The following is a 16,821-nucleotide window of genomic DNA, read 5'->3' as shown; positions in this document are numbered from 1 at the left end:
TGTGACCTCTGTGTCCTCTGTGGTGAAAAAATATGATACAAGAATACCAACTCCGTGTCCTTCCCGAAATCGCAGCAAACGAACAACGGCTGAAAGAATATCTTTCTGAGGAAAAAGGGATAAATCCACGCAACATCAATGCTACCCGGATTCTGAAACGGAGCATCGATGCACGCCAACGAACTATATTTGTCAATCTGAAGGTACAGGTTTACATCAATGAAATGCCCAAAGACGACGAGTACGAACATACTATATATAATAAGGTAGAAGGAAAGCCACAAGTGATTGTAGTGGGGGCAGGCCCCGGCGGGCTATTTGCCGCCTTACGGCTTATCGAACTTGGTTTACGCCCGGTTATCGTAGAGCGCGGAAAAGACGTGCGCGAACGTAAAAAGGATTTAGCTCAAATCAGCAGGGAACATACGATAAATCCGGAATCAAATTACAGTTTTGGCGAAGGGGGAGCAGGAGCCTATTCGGACGGAAAGCTCTATACCCGCAGCAAGAAAAGAGGAAATGTAGACAAAATATTGAATGTATTTTGCCAACATGGAGCGTCTACGGCGATATTGGCAGACGCGCATCCGCATATCGGAACAGATAAACTGCCGCGTGTCATTGAAAATATGCGGAATACAATCATCGAATGTGGCGGCGAAGTCCATTTCGAGACTCGGATGGATGCGCTGATTATTGAAAACAACGAAATAAAAGGTATCGAGACGAATACGGGAAAAACATTTCTCGGCCCTGTGATACTGGCTACGGGACATTCAGCGAGAGATGTTTACCGTTGGCTAGCCGCAAACGATGTCACGATTGAAGCAAAGGGAATCGCTGTCGGTGTCCGTCTGGAGCATCCGGCAATGTTGATTGACCAAATACAATATCACAACAAGAACGGAAGAGGAAAATACCTGCCCGCTGCCGAATATAGTTTCGTAACCCAAGCAGAAGGCAGAGGGGTGTACAGTTTCTGTATGTGTCCCGGTGGATTCATCGTTCCTGCCGCCAGTGGCCCGGAGCAAGTCGTAGTAAACGGCATGTCTCCTTCCAACCGCGGCTCACGTTGGAGCAACTCGGGAATGGTGGTAGAAATACAACCGGAAGATTTAATAAGTGGAGAGTGGAGAATGGAGAACGGAGAGTTGGCTGCGCAACAAAATGAGCAGTTATTAGCTCTTAATCCATCTCTGAGCAACTCCCGACTCTCAACTCTCAACTCCCAACTTCTCCCCGTCCTTCACTTTCAGGAAGAATTGGAACGCCAGTGTTGGTTGCAAGGTGGCAGACGGCAGACGGCTCCGGCACAACGTATGTCGGATTTCACCCGTAAGAAATTAAGTTATGACCTGCCCGAATCTTCATATGCACCGGGATTGATTTCTTCCCCGCTTCACTTTTGGATGCCGGAGTTTATCAGCAAAAGGTTATCTCTCGGTTTCCAGCAATTCGGACGCAGCAGTCATGGCTTCCTCACGAATGAGGCAGTGATGATTGGAGTAGAGACACGTACCTCTTCCCCTGTCCGCATCATACGCGACAAAGAGACATTGCAACATGTAACCGTTCGTGGACTATTCCCTTGCGGAGAGGGTGCAGGCTATGCCGGTGGAATTGTTTCTGCCGGAGTAGACGGAGAACGATGTGCGGAAGCGGTAGCCAACTATTTGAATCATTAACCCAAACACATAAGCCGATGAAGCCCCAACCCGAAATAGCAATTGTTGAATCAAACACCCTTACTTGCCTTGGACTGAAAGGTATTTTAGAGGAAATGATTCCTATGGCAACCATACGTACTTTCCATCATTTCAACGAACTGATGGATGACACCCCGGATATGTATGCCCATTATTTTATTTCCGCACAAATTTATGTAGAGCACAACGCTTTCTTCCTTCCCCGGAAACGGAAAACCATCGTACTGGCAAGCGACAGCCCGCAATTCCAACTATCCGGCGTCCCTGTACTCAATATTCATGAATCTGAAGAAGAATTGGTGAAAAGTATATTGAAACTTCATCAACATGCCCACCACAACGGTTATCCGGTGAAAGATATGCCGCCCATGACTCCGATAGAGCCGCATCAGGAAATTTTATCCGCTCGTGAAATTGAAGTGCTTGTGTTGGTAACCAAAGGATTAATCAACAAAGAAATAGCAGACAAACTAAATATCAGTCTGACCACCGTCATCACCCACCGGAAGAATATCACGGAGAAATTAGGTATCAAATCGGTATCCGGCCTGACTATTTATGCTGTAATGAACGGGTATATTGAAGCAGACCGAATCTGATTCCTTAAAAAATAAATCACAATCCTAATAAATGAGGATTGCCAGTTAACTATATTTGCCGTTTCTTTGCACCAGACAAATTAACCGCGAATGAAGACAAAGAATATGATGCTTGCCCTCACTCTCCTAACGACAGGGACTGCATGGGCTGAAGATTTTCCGAAAGACTCACTAAAAGTAGTGGACATAGAAGAAGTGGTAGTAATCGCCACTCCGAAAGAGAACCGCAAACTGCGTGATTTACCCGTAGCCGCCACCGTTCTATCGCAAGAGAACATGCGTGCCAACCAGGTTAACTCTGTAAAAAACCTGACGGGTATTGTCCCCAACTTATTTATCCCGGATTATGGTTCCAAACTGACAACCTCTATTTATATCCGTGGAATCGGTTCACGTATCAATACTCCGTCCGTCGGACTTTATGTAGACAATATCCCTTATATTGATAAATCCGCATTCGATTTTAATTATTGTGACATCGAACGTATCGACGTACTTCGCGGCCCACAAGGAACATTGTACGGTCGTAACACGATGGGCGGGCTTATCAAAGTGCATACCAAATCGCCTTTCACTTATCAAGGAACCGATATACGAATGGGAGCAGCGACCTACAACAACTACAATGTTTCACTGACTCATTATCACCGTATATCCGACCGTTTCGCTTTCTCCACCGGAGGTTTTTATGAGCATACGGGCGGTTTCTTTGAAAATTCGGCACGAAATAATGAAAAGGTGGATAAAAGCAATGCCGGCGGCGGGCGTTTCCGTGGTATTTATATGCCGACATCGAATCTGAAAATAGATATGGCGCTTAGTTATGAATATAGCGATCAGGGTGGTTATCCTTATTATTATACCGGGATTACCCAAAACGGTATAGCAGAAGCTAAAAGAAAAGGGAAAGAGCTTACTGAAGACCGTGCCGACTACATCGGAAAGATTTCATATAACGAACGTAGCAGTTATCGCCGCGGATTAACGAATGCCGGAGTCAATTTGGAATACCAGGCACGGAACTTCATTCTTAGTGCTGTCACAGGTTATCAAAACCTGAATGACCGTATGTTCCTAGACCAGGATTTTACAGAAAAGGCAATCTATACACTAGAACAGAAACAGAAGTCTAATACTGTTTCTGAAGAGATTGTATTCAAATCAAAAGCGAATAAAAGATGGCAATGGGCAACAGGAGTTTTCGGTTTATACCAAACATTGAATACCAAAGGCCCTGTGACATTTTGGGAAGACGGGGTTAAAAATGTTATTGAAGGAAATGTAAACAACATTTTTGATGGCATGAAGCCTTCGGCTCCCAAATTACATTTGACTGTTAATAACCCTACATTATTGGTAGGTGGAGACTTCAGTACTCCTATTTGGAATGCGGCAGTTTTCCATCAATCGACATTGAATGACCTCTTTGTAAAAGGATTATCCTTTACTATCGGCTTACGTTTGGATTACGAAAAGATGAGCATGAAGTATACTTCTGTGAGCGACCCTACTGATTTCAACTTCAGCATGAAAATGATGGCTCCTCCCCCAATGCCATCTATGTCATTAGAAGCTAAAAATCTGCTCGCAAATGCCGGTTATGACGGAAAAATATCAGACGATTATGTCCAGCTTCTCCCCAAGTTCGCATTACAATACGAATGGGGAAAAGGAAACAATGTATATGCAACCGTATCAAAAGGTTATCGTTCCGGTGGCTACAACGTACAAATGTTCTCTGACCTAATCAGTGGAGATTTAAAAAACTCAATGATAGATGCCATAAAGGAAAGCGATGAGTTCTCCAAATTTGCTGCTATCATTGACCAATATGCAAAGAAAGATGAAGTTCCCGAAGTAAAAGAAGCTACTCGCTATAAACCTGAATATTCATGGAACTATGAAGTAGGAAGCCATCTGACTCTTTGGGAAGGTAAACTTTGGGCTGACCTTTCCGCTTTCTACATGGATATGCATGACCAACAGATTTCCCAGTTCGCAGCAAGTGGATTAGGACGTACGACTCTCAATGCCGGAAAAAGCCGTAGCTACGGTGCGGAAGCCTCTCTCCGTGCCAGTTTGACTAATGAACTAAGCCTGAACGTAAGCTACGGATATACTTATGCTACCTTTACAGACTACGTTGAATATGAAAAGGATAAAGAGGGAAACCTCACTGTAAAAGATGACTATAACGGCAAATATGTCCCCTTCGTTCCCAAACATACCCTGAATATCGGTGGAGAATATGCCATCACTTGTAGTCCGCGCTCCATATTCGACCGTGTAGTATTCCAAGCGAATTATAATGCTGCCGGGCGTATCTACTGGACGGAACGGAATGACGTAAGCCAATCTTTCTACGGGACATTGAACTGGAGAACGAATCTCGAAATCGGAGATGCCATGATTAGTTTTTGGGCACGCAATTTCTTGAATAAAAGCTATGCAGCTTTCTATTTTGAAACCATGAATAAAGGATTCATGCAGAAAGGGCGTCCGGTACAGTTCGGGATAGATCTTCGCTGCCGGTTCTAAAATTTCGTATAGAGTTTAAAATGATATAATTATCTTGCACACCTGCACTCTTTGCATCTATCAAATTGATACATAGAAATATAAGTGTGTGCAAGATACCGTTGCAGATGTGTGCAAGATAAAAGTATCTTGCACGCTTTGTCTTTTTCAAAAAGTTCCTGATAATTCCCAAAAACTATGCAGTCATTTATAGAATCAAGGCATCAAATGACTTGTTCAAAGTAATGAAACAAAGTGTTTGCTATAGAGAAACACTTTGTTTCAAGTAAGTAAACACTTTGTTCCAAGCCTATGAACACTTTGTTTCAAGTGCTTGAAACAAATGGGAACTACCGTTAACAGGAATGAATAGCCAAGTAATCACAGCAGACAGCGTGCAAGATACTTTTATCTTGCACACATCTGCAACGGTATCTTGCACGCACTTATATTTCTATGTATCAATCGAATAGATGCAAAGAGTGTAGGTGTGCAAGATAATTATATCATTTTAAATCTTGATGAAGCTAAATACTTGGCTCATATCCGTGCAAAAATGGACTAAACTCAGCCAAAAGAATAAGACCGAGTTTATCAAACAAGTATCTTCTGATAAGCAATACGCTCCGTACCATCCTTTACATAGATGATACCGCAACGCTGAAACCCATGCTTCTCCAAGATATGCTGCATGACCTTATTATCCCGATGTGTATCCACCCGGACATTCGGCATCCGTTGAAAGCACCAGTCCAGACAAGCTGCCGCCACCCCTTTCCTTATGCCGTTCGTTGCCAACCGGTGCACTACCCCATAAGGTTCGTCATTCAACCATGCTCCCTCATAAATATGCTGATAAGTAGGGTCATCACCCAATATAAAACAAAAAGTACCTGATATCACCCCTTGTTCATCCGCACAGACAAAGCTATGCCCCTCTTCAATCTCCTGACGGATAAATGCTTCGGACGGATAACCGTTGACCCACTGGGTAGTGTTTCCGGTCGCCCGCATAAAAGCACGGGCACAGTCATAAATCTCCATTACTAAAGGAAGCTCTTTTAATTTGGTAGACCTGATATTCATCATCTAAAAAGTTATTCGGAAATGAAATAAACAATAGAATTATTCATTGATTGCCCCGCAATGCGGGCACACACCCTTCTCTTTCAATTTCTCCCCACAATGTCCGCAACGATATTTATAGCCACTATTCTGATGCACTTTCTTCGCAAAAACAAGAATGAAAAGAGCGAGGAATAAATAACCTACATATACATGAACCATCAAAATAAAGAAGAAATAGCAGAAAATACAACAGGACATCAACCCCAACAAATAAAAGATTGCCGCCGCCGGAGTCAACTGGCGGAACAAGTCATCAAGCACCGCCAATGCGACAATTAAAAATAACCAGATACTCAGCAAAAAGACTGAAAGAATGAAAGGAACTTTAAAAGGCGACAAGGTAGGATTGAAATAGAAATGTTCCCATGTTTCCGGTGTAAAAACCTGCATGGACTCATAAATCGTTGCACTGAAAGCCATCAACAGACAGAGGAACAACGGATAAACACTGTCAATATCATTGAAATACACCATCTGCAACTGTTTCCGACGGAAAGCACGAAGCAGCCAAACACCGACAAACAACGCGAATATAACCACAAAATAGGAAGCGTGCGTATCACTAAACAAATGGATGGCCTGAGAAATACTATCCGTAGGAACAAAAGACCGCTTCAGTTCCACCTCACGTATCCACCCCTGTTCATCCTGTGTATGTGCCAGTTTCACCCAAATACTATCCACACTATCGGCAGGGTGCACGGCAAATTCGGCTACCACCACGCGGTCGCCCCGGTAGAGGTCAATATACGTATCCTTGATAGGCAGGCACTCCAACGAGACGGAATCCGCCGTTAATTCCAGGTTCGTGTTCCAGGTATAATGCCGTTCATAAAGGTAATTCAGAGAGTCCTTCGTTTTCTGCGACATCTCTTCAGAGGAAAGATTGGGACGAGTATAATGACAAGACGAGAAGAAAAACAGCAGAACCACCACAAAGGGTACGAAAAAGACAAAGGAAAACAGATTCTCCCACCAACCATTCAAAAAGCCGGTTTCGGGAAAATGCCCTGATACGCTGTGTCCTCCGCGTCCTCTGTGGTGAATTATTCTCATTGCTCCGCTTTTACTTTCATTTGACAATTCTTGCAATCAAATTCCAGACGGAAACGTTTGCCATCATTCGATACCAAATAATAAGGTTCTTTATAAGGTGAGCGCACCCGCTGATGAATGGGACACCATCCCATGCTATAACGCAAACAATGTTTGCAGAACATCAATACCGCATCTTCCACCGCTTCTTTCTCGTAAGCCATAGCAACACGCTGCACCCCATGCTCTTCATAGAAAGAAGCCGCACGGCTGTTCATCACATTTCCCAAGTAGGTCAATGCCGTTTGCGGGAAAGCATGATTCGTCTGTTTCCATACAGCCAATTCCTGACGATAGTTTATCCGGCGGGCAGCCATTAACTTATCTATTGCCTGCCGACGAAAATCAGCCAATGCCGAAGCGGGCAGAAACCAGTTTTCCACAAATGAGACTTCTATCTCTTTCGCTTCGAAAGGCGTATTTCCCAATTTTGCAAGCTGCGTTTTCAGGTTCTCCGTCTGCGGTGTACGTGCCAATTCCTTTTCGCGGGAAAGACTCAGCGTGACGCTGTTATCATCCTCATCGGTCAACGTCAGCGAGAAGCCGAACTCATTATCAGCGAGCAATATATTGACTGCAATCTTCCTTTCGGCCGACTTCCGTGAAAGTACACGTTCAAATTCCTGGTCGAAATTACGATACAGTGTCGTACGGGGTTTGATACGGGGCATCTCCTGTGGATACAGTTTATTGCTATCCACCCGGTTGATACGAAATCCCTGCAAACGTCCCTGCTCGTCGATATAGCAAACGCCGTCTCCATTATTAAAGGATTTCAGTCCGGCAACTGTCAGATAATTGCCACGGGCTTCCTTCATCGTTCCCATTTCCTCTCCCAATGACTTGGGAGTATCGAAAGAGGAGATTTCCTTATCACGCCCATGCAGGAAATAATGAGTAAATCCACGGCTGAAACTCTTATCCAACTGCGGTTTGAACTCATAACGGCAAGTTCCCGAAGACGCTCTTACATATTCCTGCCGACGGGCAAAGATAGCATCCAGCTTCCGGCGATAAGCAGCCGTCACATTCTTTACATAAGACACATCTTTCAGCCGCCCCTCTATCTTGAACGAAGAAGCTCCGGCATCCAGTAACTGCTCCAATTCATCACTCTGATTCATATCTTTCAGAGAAAGCAAATGTTTATCCTTAACAATTACTTTTCCGTCCGAATCGACCAGACTAAAAGGCAAACGGCAGAACTGCGCACATTCTCCCCGGTTCGCGCTACGTCCGAAACAAGCCTGACTGACATAGCACTGCCCGCTATAACTGACACAAAGCGCTCCATGTACAAATACTTCCAAAGGCACTTCGGGGCAAGTATCATGTATCTTCTTTATCTCACGCAACGATAATTCCCGCGCCAGCACAACCTGGCGAAAGCCTGTTTCCCAAAGGAATTTCACCTTCTCAGGCGTACGGTTGTCCATCTGCGTACTGGCATGAAGCGGTATCGGCGGAAGATTCAGTTTGGTAATCCCCATGTCCTGTACAATCAGCGCATCCACACCAATCCGGTACAGGGCATGAATCATCTCTTCCGTCTCTTGCAGTTCCTCTTCTTTCAGAATGGTATTGACAGTGACATAGATACGTGCATTATACAAATGGGCATGCTGCACCAATGCCTCGATATCTTCCAAAGAATTCACAGCCGCCGCACGTGCACCGAACTTCGGAGCACCGATATATACGGCATCCGCACCATGATTGATAGCTTCAATACCACATTCCAGATTTTTCGCCGGAGCGAGAAGTTCTATTTTACGCTGCTTTATCATTTAATATCATTAATATTGTAGGGAGTTTCCTGATAAACGAAGTAGTTCAGCCAGTTGGAGAACAACAGATTGGCATGGGCACGCCAACGTACCAACGGGCCTTTATCAGGATCATCATCCACGTAATAATTACGGGGAATCTCTATCGGCAAGCCTTTATCCAGGTCACGACGATATTCCGTATCCAATGTCAAAGGAGAATATTCCGAGTGTCCGGTCACGAAGAATTCACGCCCACCGCGTGCCATCGCCATATATACTCCCGCCTCTTCCGACTCGGAGAGCAACGTCAACTCCGGAACTTTCAGTATATCTTCCCGCCGCACTTCCGTGTGGCGGCTGTGGGGTACATAGAAACAATCATCAAAACCACGGAAAATAGAGTGGTAAGGTTCCAATACCCGATGCTCGAAGATACCGAACATCTTCTTTTCCAGCGGATACTTGGGAATCCCGTAATGATGATACAATCCGGCTTGCGCAGCCCAGCATATATATAAGGTAGAAGTCACATGCGTACGTGCCCAGTCAAAGATTTCCGTAATCTCATCCCAATAAGTCACTTCCTCGAAGTCCATCTGTTCCACAGGAGCTCCGGTGATAATCATACCGTCGTACTTCTCGTGACGCATCTGGTCGAAATCCGTATAGAACGTTTTCATATGTTCTATCGGCGTATTCTTGGACGTATGGCTCTTGATCTTCATAAAAGAAATCTCCACCTGAAGCGGAGTATTTGAAAGTAAGCGCACCAAGTCCGTTTCCGTCGTAATCTTCAACGGCATCAGGTTCAGAATCACAATCCGTAGCGGACGAATGTCCTGCTGCGTAGCGCGGGAAGTGTCGATAACGAAAATATTCTCTTCCTTCAATAGCTCTATCGCAGGTAGTTTATCGGGTAAATTTAAAGGCATAATCGCTATATATTAGTAATTTGAGCACAAAAATACGAAAAATATAGCACATAATAGGGACGTTGCTTATTTAGAAGACGTACAAATTAAGTCAATTTAATCATAGAAGCATAACAACCAATCAATAAAAGCCTTATTTTTGCGGAAGAAATTAGTACTAATAATTTAAATCTTAGAAAAATGGCTTACGTAATTAGTGACGATTGTATTGCTTGCGGAACTTGTATCGACGAGTGTCCGGTAGAAGCTATCTCTGAAGGTGATATCTATTCTATCAACCCGGATGTATGTACTGACTGTGGAACTTGCGCAGACGTTTGTCCGTCTGAAGCTATTCACCCGGCTGAATAATACAATCTACAAAAAAGTATAGGCTGCTTTCCACGGAAGGCAGCCTTTTTTATTATCTCTTCTCAACAATAAAAAAACAGTGGGCGATTTCCAAGGAAACCGCCCACTGCCTTTTTATTCTATATAAGAACCGCTTATTTCAATTTAGCCAATGCTTCCTTGATACGACGGATAGCTTCCACGATATTCTCATCGCTTGTAGCATAACTCATACGGATACATTCAGGAGCACCGAAAGAAGCACCGCCTACACAAGCTACATGAGCTTCTTCGAGCAGGTACATTGCCAAGTCGTCCGAGTCTGCAATCTTACGGTCACCGTTGCTCTTTCCGAAGAAAGCGTCACATTTCGGGAACAAATAGAAAGCGCCTTGCGGAACGTTTACTTCAAATCCCGGAACTTCCTTTGCCAGTTTCACAATCAGGTCGCGACGACGTTCGAATGCTTTCTGCATTTCCTTTACCGGTTCCTGAGTACCTACATATGCAGCCTCAGCAGCCTTCTGAGATACGGAGCAAGGGCCTGAAGTGTATTGACCCTGCAATTTGTTGCAAGCCTTTACAATCCATTCCGGTCCGGCGATGAAACCGATTCTCCATCCGGTCATAGCGTAAGCCTTTGACACACCGTTTACAATCACTGTACGTTCCTTCATTTCGGGGAACTGTGCAATGCTTTGGTGCGCGCCGATATAATTGATATGTTCGTAGATTTCGTCAGCAATCACGATTACCTGCGGATACTTAGCCAGTACGGCAGACAAGCCGGCCAATTCTTCTTTTGTATATACAGAACCTGTCGGATTGGACGGAGAGCAAAGAATCAACGCTTTAGTCTTCGGGGTAATGGCAGCTTCCAACTGTTCGGGAGTAATCTTGAAATCCTGTTCGATACCTGCCGAAACGATAACGGGAGTACCTTCCGCCATTTTCACCATTTCCGGGTAGCTTACCCAGTAAGGAGCCGGAACGATAACTTCGTCACCCGGATTTACCAATACGAGGATTGTATTACAAACAGACTGTTTTGCACCGTTTGCACAAGAAATCTGGGCTGCTGTATATTCCAGACCGTTTTCTTTTTTCAGTTTCTCAACAATAGCGTTGCGCAAAGCCGGATAGCCCGGTACCGGAGAGTAACGGGAGAAGTTATCATCTATGGCTTTTTTTGCAGCTTCTTTGATGTGGTCAGGAGTATTGAAATCCGGTTCTCCTACACTTAAGTTAATAACATCAACGCCTTGTGCCTTAAGCTCGTTGCTCTTCTGCGACATGGCAAGCGTCGCCGACGGCGACAAGCTGTTCAAACGATCTGATAATTGATTCATTTTGTATCTATTTTATTGTTGTTGAGTGAAAATCGTTGCAAAATAAGCGATAATATTTGATATATGAAAACAAATCGGCAATTTACTTATTAAAATGTAAAGTATGCCCCATTCTTTCTTTCTTTGTTAGCAGGTAGCGTTCATTGTACGGATTAGGAACGGTTTCAACAGGTACATTTTCTACTATTTCCAATCCATAGGCTTCAAGACCGACACGTTTCACCGGATTATTTGTCAAAAGTCTCATCTTGTGCACTCCCAGTTCGCGAAGAATCTGTGCACCTACACCATAGTCACGTTCGTCGGCGAGGTGTCCCAGGCAAATGTTAGCGTCAACAGTATCCATTCCGTCTTCCTGAAGTTTATAGGCTTTCATCTTTTCCATCAGACCGATGCCCCGACCTTCCTGATTCAGGTAAACGACTACGCCTTTTCCTTCTTTTTCAATCATTTCCATGGCTTTATGCAACTGTTCGCCACAGTCACAACGCTGTGAACCGAGAATGTCTCCGGTAGCGCAAGATGAATGAACACGCACCAAAATCGGTTCGTCCGCACTCCACGTACCTTTAAATATAGCCATGTGCTCCAGTCCGTTCGACTTCTGACGGAAAGGAATCAAGCGGAACATCCCATGTTCGGTAGGCATATTTACCTCTACCCCTTTCTCTACGATTGATTCCTGTTCCAAGCGGTAAGCGATCAGGTCGTGAATAGAAATCAACTTCAAGTCATATTCATCTGCCATTTTGCGAAGTTCGGGAAGACGTGCCATCGTACCGTCGTCGCTCATGATTTCCATCAAAGCGCCAGCCGGGTAAAGTCCTGCCAAACGTGCCATATCAACAGCAGCTTCCGTATGTCCCGCACGGCGAAGCACTCCCTTTTCCTGTGCATACAACGGATTGACGTGTCCCGGACGTCCGAAAGTAGCCGGCGTGGAAGTAGGATCGGCCAATGCCCGAATTGTAGCGGCACGGTCGGAAGCAGATACTCCGGTGGAGCAGCCTTCCAGTTTATCGATAGTAACCGTAAAAGGAGTTCCCAGTACGGAAGTATTATCACTCACCTGATGCGGCAAATCCAGCTCCTTGCAACGGGACACTGTGATAGGTGCGCAAAGCACTCCACGTGCGTGTTTCAACATGAAGTTTACATTCTCGGGAGTTATCTTTTCAGCGGCAATAATCAGGTCACCTTCATTTTCGCGGTCTTCATCATCTACTACTATGACAAACTTACCTTCCTTGAAGTCGGCAATCGCGTCTTCTATTCTATCCATTTTAATCTCTTCCATATCAATTATTTATTAATTTTCTGTATGATGAATTGAACTTGTTCGTTATTCTTTATAATCCGTTCCATGTCTTTCGCCAGACGAATACGGAACGCCCAAATGCGGAAATAGAAAAACAATCCCACGGGGAAAATCACCCCGGCTACCAGATTCAGCCAATAAATATGGAACGGTCGTATATGAGCAGAAACGGGAATGACAGGATAATTGTTTAATGCTCCTATCAAAGTAGCCGACTTGGTATTGGACATTTCTTCCACCAATGCTTCCAGCCTGTCATTGATAGCCATTACTTCATCATCCTTCTCACCTGCCATCCATAACTTGAAGTAATTGGGCGCTTTCATCAACTGATTGCGGGTAACATATGCCTGACATTCCGCCGTAAGCTGTTCCAATTCTCCCGGTATGCGTCCGTAGTCCGGGTCATGAATGATAACCTCTTTCTTGAACAAATGACGCACGCTACGGATTCCGGCAACCTTCTTAAACCAGTTAATATACGCATCGGCATTCAGCACCACAGAGTCCTTGTTCGATTTGTAAGTAAGGAAGATGCCCAACGGAGCGAGAACCGCACTACTTGTCCACATTCCCATCCACACAATCCATTTACCGTCACGCGCCATCTTATAACCCGTGTTATCAATGATATAATAAATGATAAACACCAGTACCGATACGATTACCGGCATACCCAGACCACCTTTGCGGATAATACCGCCTAAGGGTGCTCCGATAAAGAAGAATAGCAGACAAGAAAGGGAAATGGTAATCTTCTTATGCCATTCCGTCTTATGCTTCCGGATGGCATAATCATTATTCTCCATTGTGAATTTCTTGAAACTAAGGTCACTGGACACATTTTCGGCACGACTCGTGGCAGAAGATAACACCTTCTGCTTCTGCGTCAGCGATGCGGCGGCATAAAGACTGTCCACATTATACTCCTGTATATTCGCATTCTCAATTTTGACCGTATCTTCTTTGCTCAATCCATAAGAAGGGCGGAAATTCCCTTCGGCCACTTCCCGGTAATACTGCCTTCCGATGCTGTCTCCCAACACTTTCATCGAGTCGATGGAAGCCTGCAACATCGTCATATTCTTGGCACTGGACTGATTGCTCATGATACTTTCGTCCGCCATATTAAAGTCGGAGTCAAATTCAATCAATGTATGTTTCTCCCTGAATGATTCACGCCGATAGGGTACATTCTGCGATTTCATACTCTGTGCTTTCAGATTCTCAAACAAGTCGCCGCTATACAGATGCAGCCAAAGATGCTGTTTGTCAGCCGTCATTTCCATACGGCCGGAGTCTGCATAGATGATATGCGCATTTTCGAATCCGTCCTTCATATTATAAATCAGGACATCATAGAGCATACCTGTTTTCCGGTTTTTCCTGGCAACTTTCAGATTATAATCCTTTATCTCGGAATAGAATACGCCTTCGGGAATATCCAGTTCCGGAGATTTCTGTTTCATCGAAAGAATCAGGGTTCCCAGTTTAGCCTGGGCAATAGGGCCAACTACGTTTTGGAAATAGAATGAAACGCCGACCAGCCCGCATACAAAGAACGCAAGCGGACGCATGATTTTGAGCAGGGAGATACCCGCAGCCTTCATCGCAAGCAGTTCGTAACGCTCACCGAAGTTACCGAAAGTAATCAAAGAAGCCAGTAGCACTGCCAACGGCAACGATACTGGCACTAATGTCAATGCGGAATAAAAGAAGAATTGAGCCATTACGCTCATCTCCAATCCTTTTCCGACCAATTCGTCTACATATCTCCACAAGAACTGCATCATAAAGATGAACAGACAAATGAAGAATGTGCCTATAAAGAGCATGAAAAAGCTCTTTACAATGAATATATCTAATTTCTTTATGCGTAGCATCTTAATAGGTTCGTGCATTTAAGACGCAAAATTAGCACAAAAAAAGGAGCATCGAAAATTTTTAGTTGAAAGTTAACTAAAAACCGCAAGTTCTTCTTAATTTAGTTACCTGTGACTCCCATAATTCTTTCATATCAGCCACTTCATCCGGCTCTGCGAAATCGGTAATTTCTAATACATAGTCACTTGTCAACTCATTATACGTCATTTTGATTTCGAAGTAATCGCGTTCGTTTTCATCATCCTGCCAACGGAAACGGATGAAAGAGAAAGCACGGATGGCTATAATCTCAGCTACCCTCTGTTCAGTTTTCCCCCAATGGAATTCTACTATCTTATCATCGGATATCACTTTGTCAGCAAACCAGTCCTCCAACCCGGTAGGTGTACTAATAGCTCCCCAAAGAATATTTTTAGAGGTTGCGTTCAATAAATATTCCAAATGAATCTTTTCCTTTTTCATAGCAATTTCGAATTGTTTTTACGTGTGCCAAGATAAATACTTTTTTCTGAATACACGGTATAAATCAGACACTTTATTTAATTATTCTTTCACTATTGGTCCTCAAACTCCCTATTTATAGGGAAAATGGAAACCTTTCCTAAAGAAAAAAACAAAAAAAATACAGAATTGTTTTGGAGATTATGAAAAAACATCTATCTTTGCACCCGCAATCGAGAAACGATGGCGGGATAGCTCAGCTGGTTAGAGCGCATGATTCATAATCATGAGGTCCCCGGTTCAATCCCGGGTCCCGCTACTTGATAAGAATAAGGCATTTGGGAGGCTTCCACTCTTGGGTGCCTTTTTCTTTTTTTAGCAAGTGACGGAATTATGAAAAAAAAGCATATAATTGGCTTAGCGACTCTTGTTGTTCTTGCAATCACAACATATATAATATTGCTTTACGAGAATAGAGCCTATGATCCATATGAGGTGGCACAGATAAACTCCTTTCTATCACAACAGTCAAATATCGAGTCGAAAACTAATGGAGAGGTGTTAGGCTATAATCCTAAGTGGCCTTTGTTTTGGGGATTTATCGCATTAAAAAGAGACGGGGTGTATAAACTTAGCAGTATAACCTTTTTTGACCCAAAGGGGTATCCACGAAACACAAGTGGATGTTTTAGTGTTAACAACTTCAAGTTTCTATCGCAGATGAATACCTCATTTGGCTTTATAGACTCTTTGGTTATAAAAAACTGTCCGAAATTGGAACGTGTTCTTGCTTACCATAACCAGTTAACATTTGTAAATATTGAGAATTGCCCATCTCTCGAAGACCTTTATTTGGAGGAAAACCTGCTTGAGACACTAGATTTAACAGGCTGTCCAAATCTTAAAGAGTTTAGCATAAGGGACACCCCTGGGGAAGACATTCTCTTGCGAGAATTAATTGTATTGGAGTCTCAACCATGGCAAGAGTGGGATCTGGATAGTTTGACTACTGTTATCGTTAAGAAAACAGCCACTAAAAAGCAATAGTCCTTCATTGAAACTCAGAGAAAAATAAAATATTGATAGTTTGAGATTATATGTAATGAAGAAAATAACGTTTATAAAAATCATAAATAATGAAACTGATAATTACAATAGTAGGTGTTCTCTTTATGCTTTTTTCGTGCGATGCTCAAACAAAAAGAGTAATTCCAGACTACGTCACAGAGTGGGATTTGATGCGATTGCATGAATATCAATACGATCCACCTAGTGACTCCCTAAGAAATGTACTACTTAATACGACCGTGCAATTTAGCCATGATACTATAATCATTACTGTAAAGCATAGATACCGAGCACGGTTTGTGTACGAAAAAGATGAAACTGAACACTATTTTGGCACTGATAGGTATCATATTGGTGAAGATCATATTAATTTATTGAAACAGTATGGATGTGATATTTCAGATTCGGTCTCATATATACGGTTTGTGGACTATTTCGATTCTGATTATGAAACCGATGATAAATTTTCATTCGATTCTTACTCTCTTTGGCAAACGCTAATAGTTTCAGATGATTTTTTATGTCTCACTTATGATAAATTCAACATATTGCTGTATCAAAAAAAGAAGAAGTAAATGCAAAATATAAAATTGACGAAACAGACTATATTGTATCTCTGAAAGCATGTATAATTTATTATAGAGCTATCGAAAGAAAGTTCTGCCAAGAAGATCATACATCCTTT

14 protein-coding genes and 1 tRNA gene are annotated in these 16,821 nt (G+C 43.3%); 7 read left to right on the top strand and 8 right to left on the bottom strand.

Annotated features, from left to right (window positions below; all coding sequences use genetic code 11):
• The first annotated feature begins 32 nt into the window (after nucleotides 1-32).
• From AB5443_RS14215 to AB5443_RS14205, 3 genes are all read left to right on the top strand, one after another.
• A complete protein-coding gene (locus AB5443_RS14215; RefSeq protein ID WP_277134699.1) occupies nucleotides 33-1,685 on the top strand; it encodes an NAD(P)/FAD-dependent oxidoreductase in 1,653 nt (550 codons plus the stop codon).
• A gap of 17 nt (nucleotides 1,686-1,702) precedes the next feature.
• The gene (locus AB5443_RS14210) at nucleotides 1,703-2,305 is read left to right on the top strand and encodes a response regulator transcription factor (RefSeq protein ID WP_195661615.1); all 603 of its coding nucleotides are present in this window, start codon (nucleotides 1,703-1,705) and stop codon (nucleotides 2,303-2,305) included.
• A gap of 90 nt (nucleotides 2,306-2,395) precedes the next feature.
• Complete coding sequence (locus AB5443_RS14205) at nucleotides 2,396-4,843, top strand: TonB-dependent receptor (RefSeq protein ID WP_073343914.1); 2,448 nt, start codon at nucleotides 2,396-2,398, stop codon at nucleotides 4,841-4,843.
• 573 nt (nucleotides 4,844-5,416) lie between these two features.
• Here the strand turns inward: AB5443_RS14205 and AB5443_RS14200 are convergent.
• Genes AB5443_RS14200 through metA form a run of 4 tightly spaced genes read right to left on the bottom strand, consistent with a single transcriptional unit; the run spans nucleotide 5,417 to nucleotide 9,746 of the window.
• Nucleotides 5,417-5,908, bottom strand: coding sequence for an N-acetyltransferase family protein (locus AB5443_RS14200; protein ID WP_368113373.1), 492 nt, complete (start codon nucleotides 5,906-5,908; stop codon nucleotides 5,417-5,419).
• 39 nt (nucleotides 5,909-5,947) lie between these two features.
• Nucleotides 5,948-7,006, bottom strand: coding sequence for a zinc ribbon domain-containing protein (locus tag AB5443_RS14195; protein ID WP_277134697.1), 1,059 nt, complete (start codon nucleotides 7,004-7,006; stop codon nucleotides 5,948-5,950).
• On the bottom strand, nucleotides 7,003-8,832 hold the full coding sequence (locus tag AB5443_RS14190) for a U32 family peptidase (RefSeq protein WP_277134696.1): 1,830 nt from the start codon (nucleotides 8,830-8,832) through the stop codon (nucleotides 7,003-7,005). The genes AB5443_RS14195 and AB5443_RS14190 overlap by 4 nt, the downstream gene beginning before the upstream one ends.
• The gene (gene metA, locus AB5443_RS14185; protein ID WP_195407989.1) at nucleotides 8,829-9,746 is read right to left on the bottom strand and encodes a homoserine O-succinyltransferase; all 918 of its coding nucleotides are present in this window, start codon (nucleotides 9,744-9,746) and stop codon (nucleotides 8,829-8,831) included. The genes AB5443_RS14190 and metA overlap by 4 nt, the downstream gene beginning before the upstream one ends.
• A gap of 180 nt (nucleotides 9,747-9,926) precedes the next feature.
• On the opposite strand from metA, the gene AB5443_RS14180 reads away from it, so the two are divergent.
• Entirely contained in the window at nucleotides 9,927-10,097 is a 171-nt protein-coding gene (locus AB5443_RS14180; RefSeq protein ID WP_002559159.1) for a DUF362 domain-containing protein, read from the top strand.
• A 134-nt stretch (nucleotides 10,098-10,231) separates the two neighbouring features.
• Here the strand turns inward: AB5443_RS14180 and AB5443_RS14175 are convergent, their stop codons facing one another.
• From AB5443_RS14175 to AB5443_RS14160, 4 genes are all read right to left on the bottom strand, one after another.
• Nucleotides 10,232-11,425 carry a pyridoxal phosphate-dependent aminotransferase gene (locus AB5443_RS14175; RefSeq protein WP_044653813.1) on the bottom strand — a complete coding sequence of 398 codons (1,194 nt, stop codon included), beginning with the start codon at nucleotides 11,423-11,425 and terminating at the stop codon, nucleotides 10,232-10,234.
• 82 nt (nucleotides 11,426-11,507) lie between these two features.
• On the bottom strand, nucleotides 11,508-12,722 hold the full coding sequence (locus AB5443_RS14170; RefSeq protein ID WP_022139952.1) for a bifunctional 3,4-dihydroxy-2-butanone-4-phosphate synthase/GTP cyclohydrolase II: 1,215 nt from the start codon (nucleotides 12,720-12,722) through the stop codon (nucleotides 11,508-11,510).
• Between the two features lie 5 nt (nucleotides 12,723-12,727).
• A complete protein-coding gene (locus AB5443_RS14165; protein WP_195661820.1) occupies nucleotides 12,728-14,626 on the bottom strand; it encodes an LptF/LptG family permease in 1,899 nt (632 codons plus the stop codon).
• A 76-nt stretch (nucleotides 14,627-14,702) separates the two neighbouring features.
• Nucleotides 14,703-15,089, bottom strand: coding sequence for an START-like domain-containing protein (locus AB5443_RS14160; protein ID WP_073343905.1), 387 nt, complete (start codon nucleotides 15,087-15,089; stop codon nucleotides 14,703-14,705).
• 224 nt (nucleotides 15,090-15,313) lie between these two features.
• Here AB5443_RS14160 and AB5443_RS14155 point away from each other — a divergent pair.
• From AB5443_RS14155 to AB5443_RS14145, 3 genes are all read left to right on the top strand, one after another.
• Nucleotides 15,314-15,387 (top strand) — tRNA-Met (locus AB5443_RS14155).
• Nucleotides 15,388-15,461: 74 nt separating this feature from the next.
• Nucleotides 15,462-16,115: a hypothetical protein gene (locus tag AB5443_RS14150; RefSeq protein ID WP_277134695.1), complete on the top strand. Its 654-nt coding sequence runs from the start codon at nucleotides 15,462-15,464 to the stop codon at nucleotides 16,113-16,115.
• A gap of 89 nt (nucleotides 16,116-16,204) precedes the next feature.
• Entirely contained in the window at nucleotides 16,205-16,711 is a 507-nt protein-coding gene (locus AB5443_RS14145; protein WP_277134694.1) for a hypothetical protein, read from the top strand.
• Nucleotides 16,712-16,821 lie beyond the last annotated feature (110 nt).

Origin of the sequence: Bacteroides sp. RTP21281st1_H5_RTP21281_210402 (assembly GCF_040918965.1) — a bacterium.
Lineage (GTDB): Bacteria > Bacteroidota > Bacteroidia > Bacteroidales > Bacteroidaceae > Bacteroides > Bacteroides congonensis.
This window is presented reverse-complemented; position numbering and strand designations above follow the sequence as displayed.

Excerpts from the sequence above, each read along its gene's own strand:
- AB5443_RS14195 (WP_277134697.1), bottom strand. The coding sequence starts at position 7,006 with ATGAGAATAATTCACCACAGAGGACGCGGAGGACACAGCGTATCAGGG.
- metA (WP_195407989.1), bottom strand. The coding sequence starts at position 9,746 with ATGCCTTTAAATTTACCCGATAAACTACCTGCGATAGAGCTATTGAAG.
- AB5443_RS14190 (WP_277134696.1), bottom strand. The coding sequence starts at position 8,832 with ATGATAAAGCAGCGTAAAATAGAACTTCTCGCTCCGGCGAAAAATCTG.
- AB5443_RS14165 (WP_195661820.1), bottom strand. The coding sequence starts at position 14,626 with ATGCTACGCATAAAGAAATTAGATATATTCATTGTAAAGAGCTTTTTC.
- AB5443_RS14210 (WP_195661615.1), top strand. The coding sequence starts at position 1,703 with ATGAAGCCCCAACCCGAAATAGCAATTGTTGAATCAAACACCCTTACT.
- AB5443_RS14145 (WP_277134694.1), top strand. The coding sequence starts at position 16,205 with ATGAAACTGATAATTACAATAGTAGGTGTTCTCTTTATGCTTTTTTCG.
- AB5443_RS14160 (WP_073343905.1), bottom strand. The coding sequence starts at position 15,089 with ATGAAAAAGGAAAAGATTCATTTGGAATATTTATTGAACGCAACCTCT.
- AB5443_RS14170 (WP_022139952.1), bottom strand. The coding sequence starts at position 12,722 with ATGGAAGAGATTAAAATGGATAGAATAGAAGACGCGATTGCCGACTTC.
- AB5443_RS14205 (WP_073343914.1), top strand. The coding sequence starts at position 2,396 with ATGAAGACAAAGAATATGATGCTTGCCCTCACTCTCCTAACGACAGGG.
- AB5443_RS14150 (WP_277134695.1), top strand. The coding sequence starts at position 15,462 with ATGAAAAAAAAGCATATAATTGGCTTAGCGACTCTTGTTGTTCTTGCA.
- AB5443_RS14180 (WP_002559159.1), top strand. The coding sequence starts at position 9,927 with ATGGCTTACGTAATTAGTGACGATTGTATTGCTTGCGGAACTTGTATC.
- AB5443_RS14215 (WP_277134699.1), top strand. The coding sequence starts at position 33 with ATGATACAAGAATACCAACTCCGTGTCCTTCCCGAAATCGCAGCAAAC.
- AB5443_RS14175 (WP_044653813.1), bottom strand. The coding sequence starts at position 11,425 with ATGAATCAATTATCAGATCGTTTGAACAGCTTGTCGCCGTCGGCGACG.
- AB5443_RS14200 (WP_368113373.1), bottom strand. The coding sequence starts at position 5,908 with ATGAATATCAGGTCTACCAAATTAAAAGAGCTTCCTTTAGTAATGGAG.